General features: G+C 53.8%; 4 protein-coding genes. All 4 read left to right on the forward strand.

What is annotated here, in order from left to right; all coding sequences use genetic code 11:
- The first annotated feature begins 548 nt into the window (after positions 1 to 548).
- The 4 genes from QZR21_RS07615 (at position 549) to ychF (ending at position 5,475) form a co-directional block, all read left to right on the forward strand.
- Positions 549 to 1,649, forward strand: coding sequence for an MGDG synthase family glycosyltransferase (locus QZR21_RS07615; protein WP_296974727.1), 1,101 nt, complete (start codon positions 549 to 551; stop codon positions 1,647 to 1,649).
- Positions 1,650 to 1,898: 249 nt separating this feature from the next.
- On the forward strand, positions 1,899 to 2,453 hold the full coding sequence (gene lepB / locus QZR21_RS07620) for a signal peptidase I (RefSeq protein ID WP_296099451.1): 555 nt from the start codon (positions 1,899 to 1,901) through the stop codon (positions 2,451 to 2,453).
- Positions 2,454 to 3,035: 582 nt separating this feature from the next.
- Positions 3,036 to 4,277: an LL-diaminopimelate aminotransferase gene (locus QZR21_RS07625; RefSeq protein ID WP_296099453.1), complete on the forward strand. Its 1,242-nt coding sequence runs from the start codon at positions 3,036 to 3,038 to the stop codon at positions 4,275 to 4,277.
- Between the two features lie 91 nt (positions 4,278 to 4,368).
- Entirely contained in the window at positions 4,369 to 5,475 is a 1,107-nt protein-coding gene (gene ychF / locus QZR21_RS07630; RefSeq protein WP_296099455.1) for a redox-regulated ATPase YchF, read from the forward strand.
- Positions 5,476 to 5,755: the final 280 nt, after the last annotated feature.

Genomic DNA, 5,755 nt, shown 5'->3' on the forward strand with positions numbered 1-5,755 from the left:
AAAAAAAAAAAAAGCCAGTCGCAAGTTGATCGGCCGGTCAATCAAAGGAAGGCGTCTTAATGTGCAGTAAAGACGCCAATATACGACCAGCTTGCAAGTCCCCTGCGGGACTTGCACACTTTTCCTGCACATAAAAGCGCCTTCCTCTTGTCGACTGGCCGAGATCGGGGGGACCGCGTCAGCGGTGGAAGGGTGTCTGATGGTATACCGCGAGAGAGGCCGGGGATTCCGGATCATACAGTGGGAGCGACTTCAGTGGGAACCCCCTCCGCCTACGGCACCTCCCCCATAGATGGGGGAGGTAAAGACCAGCCTCCGTTGCGCTGACATATCGAAAGCCAGCGGCTGGAAGCTGGCAGCCCCGTGCTGATGACTCCATCCGTAAGCATCGAAATCTGCCGCGACGCGGCTGGACCTCAACTCTCAAATCTCAAATCTCAAATCTCAAATCTTTGCCGCAAAGCGGCTATTCTTCCGGCCTCCCGCATACCATCCCTTACCCTTGTATGATATAATTTATCGGTAGAGTACAGAAAAGGGGAAAAGCCATGTCGGACAAGCCACGTAAATTTATCATTTTGACAGCCAGTATAGGGACAGGACACAGCCAGGCAGCCCGGGCTATTGCGGAGTCTATCCAGAAGTCCCATCCCTCCGATTCCGTGAGCGTCCTTGATTTCGTGTCCAATAATCCCCTGTCCATTGACCATATCATCAAGGACAGCTACCTCAAAATGATTGATGTGTTCCCCGCCATGTATGACCATCTGTACAGCGATTCCCAGAGCAGCCGGTTCGGTGTGCTTTCCCAGTACATGCTTTCCATCACTTTCAAGCGGAGAATGAGGAGCCTGGCGGAAACACTGAAGCCCGACGCTTTTATTTTTACCCATCCCTTCCCGGCGGGGGCCGCTGACCTCCTGAAGGCGGATGGCCGCATTTCCATGCCCCTTCTCGGCGTGATTACGGATTTCGATATCCACCAGCTCTGGGTGGACCCCCATCTGGATGCTTTCTGCGTGGCTACGCCGGATCTGAAGGATCTCATGGAAACCTACGATATCCCGGGGGACATGATCCACGTCACCGGCATCCCGGTGCGCCATTCCTTCTACGAACAGGCGGCGCTGAAAAAGCCCTTCGAAAAGGGAAGTGTCCTCGTCATGGGCGGCGGCCTGGGACTGGGCAATGTGACAGACAACATAGAGCGCCTGGACGGTGTGGAGGAAATTTCCAAATTCATCGTCATCACGGGGAAAAATATCGACCTTTACGAAAAGGTGGCGGCCCTCTCGGAGCACCTGCACCATCCGGTGGAGCTTCACAGCTATACGAATAAGGTGGCGGAAATCATGGCAAGGAGCGAAATCCTCGTCACAAAGCCCGGCGCTTTGACCTGCACCGAAGCCATGGTCATGGGCCTTCCCATGATCCTCGTGAATACCCTGCCGGGACAGGAACGGGCCAACGCTCTCCACATGAAGCGCCAGGGCTGTGCGGAATGGGTGAAGCGGGGAGAACTGGCGGAAACGGCCCGGAGAATCCTCAAGAACCCGGAGATTCGTGAAAAGATGGCCGCCGCCTGCGGCACCCATCACCCGGACAGCGCGAAAAACGTGGTGGACGTGCTCTATGGGATGGTGGAGTAGGAGAGAGTTGAGAATTGAGAGTTGAGAGTTGAGGTTCAACCGCTTCGCGGGATTTCCCGCAGGGTGAGCCTGTCAGCGAAGCTGACTGAGGGGTATATTTGCCGCGGAGCGGCTGTTCTGCTCAAGGCCCAAGGTCCCGCCCGTTTGTATGTAAACTATCACCGGGCACCACCCATTCTTTTCTTTCTCCTCCTGATGATGTACAATAAAACAATACGCCCAGTATTGTGATGAATAAAGGAGAGCTTCATGCACGAAATATTAGATTGGATTTATTCCATCATCGTGGCCCTGTTCCTGGCCATGGTGATCCATATTTTTCTCTTCGTTCCCACCAAGGTATCTGGAGAATCCATGTATCCTACCCTGACGAACGGAGAATACCTCATCGTTTCCAAAATCAGCCACGTCATGCGGGAAGTACCGTCCTACGGCGATATCGTCATCATCGACAGCCGTACCCACCGGGAACGGTCCTGGATGGACGACCTGGCGGAACCCCTGGAAAACTATATTGCCATTTTCAACAAGTCTTCCCAGGGACATAACGTATGGGTAAAGAGAGTTATCGGCAAAGGCGGGGACAAGCTGGAATTCAAGAATGGCCACGTCTACCGGAATGGTGATAAACTGGATGAGCCCTACATCAATGAACCCATGGAATTCTCTATGGACGGCTCCTACACAGTGCCCGACGGCATGGTTTTCGTGATGGGGGATAACCGCAACCACAGCTCCGACAGCCGATTCATCGGCCCGGTACCGGTGGACCACGTCCTTGGACGGGTGGTATTCAAATTCTGATGAGTAAGAAAAGCAGCACCGAAGGGTGCTGCTTTTTTACATGTGGCTGGGTAACGTGCGAACGGATGGGGGCATTGAGCCTTTAGCCTTGGGCATTGAGCTGAACAGGCCCTGCGGGCCAATGAGATCGAGACCGAGGTCGAGATCGAGGGGCAGGGCCGTAGGCCCTAAAGATCTAGATCTAGGTCTAGACCTCCAGCGGCTCCGCCGCGGGTGTGTGGCTGAGCGCCGTGCGGACGGGTGGGGGCTCCTGGCTGTTAGCTTCCAGCTGTTAGGGAAACTGGCCAGCCTGCGGCATGACAGATTGCCGTTCAAACCGTTTGAAGTGCCGAAGGCGGTTGAGTTTTCCTAAAAGCTAGCCGCTAGAAGCCCCCACCTGATTGCATCTACAGCCAGCCATATGACACTCGCCGCGAATCCGATGACCAGCTCAAGGCCCAAGGCTCAATGCTCAAGGCTCCGCCCGTTCGCAGGGGAACTCAACCGCCGCGGCCTATTTTCTTTGACCATCCCCATGGCTTATGTTAGAATATAACAGTCATCGAAATGTATTGACTAAAAAGCAATAGTGAGGCGATATATATGGCACATTGTAATGAAAATTATTTGAATCTCCAGGGTGCATACCTTTTCGCGACGGTCCGCCAGAAACAGGAAGCCTATCGTAAAGCCCATCCCGATGCGGATATCATTTCCCTCGGTATCGGCGATGTGACCCAGCCACTGGCTCCGGTGGTTATCGAAGCCATGCACAAAGCAGTGGATGAAATGGCCCATATGGAAACATTCCGGGGCTACGGTCCGGAACAGGGTTACCTCTTCCTCCGGGAAGCCATTGCAAAGCATGATTTCCAGGCTCGCGGATGCGATATTTCCCCGGATGAAATCTTCGTCAGCGACGGTGCCAAGTGCGATACCGGCAACATGCAGGAAATCTTTGCGGAATCCGATATCGTAGCTGTAACGGACCCGGTATATCCGGTATATGTAGACAGCAATGTCATGGCCGGACGGAGCGGCAAGTTCGTCCACGGTTCCTATGAACGGCTGGAATACCTGCCCTGCTACGAGGAATGCGGCTTCAAAGCCAACCTTCCTTCCCATGATCCCATGATCATTTATCTCTGCTCCCCGAACAACCCCACCGGCGCTGCCCTGAACAGGAAGGACCTCACCATGTGGGTGAAGTATGCAAAGCAGACGGGTTCCGTTATTTTCTTCGATGCTGCCTATGAAGCCTTCATTACGGAAGACGATATTCCCCACAGCATTTATGAAATCGAAGGGGCTAAGGAAGTGGCCATTGAATTCCGGTCTTACTCCAAGACCGCCGGCTTCACCGGTGTCCGCTGCGGTTACTGCGTGGTACCGAAGGAACTGATGCTGGAAACAAAGAGCGGTGAAAAGGTTTCCGCCAATGCCCTCTGGGACCGCCGGCAGTGCACCAAGTTCAACGGCTGCTCCTACATCGTGCAGCGCGGCGCTGAAGCCATCTACACCGAAGAAGGACAGAAACAGATCCAGGCAACCCTGGACATTTATAGAAATAACGCCAAGGTCATCCTCCAGGGCGTGAAGGACGCAGGACTTACCGCCTGCGGCGGCGTGAACAGCCCCTATGTATGGATGTCCGTGCCCAAGGGAATGACAAGCTGGGAATTCTTTGATTTCCTGCTGGATAAAGCAAGAATCATCTGCACCCCGGGCTCCGGCTTCGGCCCCTGCGGCGAAGGCTATGTCCGCCTCACCTCTTTCAACACACCGGAACTGACCAAAGAAGCGGTGGAAAGAATGAAAAAAGCACTGGCTTCCCTGAAGAAATAACAGCAGGAAGTCTGTAGTTACAAAGTTTTTCCGGAAATCTACCTTTCAATCTGACAGGTAGATTTCTGCATGTCCAGATAAAGGAGTTTCCATGAGTACAAATCTGCAGATCGGCATTGTCGGCCTCCCGAACGTAGGGAAGAGTACCCTCTTCAATGCCATCACCAAAGCCGGAGCAGAAGCGGCCAATTTCCCATTCTGCACCATTGAACCGAACGTAGGCGTTGTAGAAGTGCCGGACCATCGCATTTATGACCTGGCAGCCATGTTCAAACCGAAGAAGACCACCCCCGCCTTCACAAGATTCGTGGATATTGCGGGCCTCGTGGCCGGCGCATCCAAGGGCGAAGGCCTGGGAAACCAGTTCCTGAGCCACATTCGTGAAACCGATGCCATTGCCCATGTGGTGCGGTGCTTCGAAGATGGCAACATTACCCACGTGGAAGGGTCCATTGATCCGGTCCGGGATATGGACATTATCAATACGGAACTGTGCCTGGCGGATCTGGAAAGCGTGGATAAGAAGAAAGCAAAGACCGCAAAGCTGGCCCAGGCCGGCATCAAAGAAGCCAAGGCAGACCTGCCGGTGCTCCAGAAGGTCTATGATGCCCTCCAGAACGGCACTCCTGCCCGTGCCTTGGACCTTTCGGAAGATGACCTGGAAATCCTGAAGGAACTGAACCTCATCACCCTGAAGCCGGTGCTCTACGTCCTCAATATGGCGGAAGACGATATTTCCGACCCCATGGCCAACCCCCATGTGAAGGCAGCCGCAGAGCAGGCAGAAAAGGAAGGGGCGAAATGGGTACCCATTTCCGCTGAAATCGAGCAGGAAGTGTCCGAACTCGATGCAGACGAAGCCAAGGCATTCCTGGAAGACCTGGGCGAAGAAGAACCGGGCCTGAACCGCCTTATCCGTACAGCCTACTCCATGCTGGGTCTCATCAATTTCTTCACCGTCGGTCCCGATGAATGCCGTTCCTGGACCGTACGGGAAGGGACAAAGGCGCCGAAGGCAGCCGGCAAGATTCACAGCGATATCGAACGGGGCTTTATCCGTGCCGAAATCGTATCCTACGATGATCTCATGGCCTGCGGTTCCTACGCAGCGGTCCGTGAAAAGGGCCTGCTCCGGGTGGAAGGCAAGGATTACATCATCCAGGACGGAGATATTGCTTACTTCCGGTTTAATGTGTAATGTTTAGCAGAAAAGGGCTGTGACTGTTCACGGCCCTTTTTGAGTGATGATAGATAAGTGTCAGTCCATCCGGGTGAGGGCTTTTAGCTTCTAGCGGCTGGCAGCCAGGAAAGCTCTACAGCCTGCGGCACTCTAAACATTTGACCTGTAATTAGCCATGCCGTAGGCTGGCCAGCTTTCCTAGCAGCTAGAAGCTAGGGAAACGCTGATTAAATGGGCTTTTTGCAAGCGCTAATTATTCACAGCCATTTTCAGCAGTTTTGGGCGGGATTTTTGTGAA

It is taken from the genome of uncultured Dialister sp., from assembly GCF_900541605.1.
In the GTDB taxonomy this organism is placed as follows: Bacteria; Bacillota; Negativicutes; order Veillonellales; family Dialisteraceae; genus Dialister.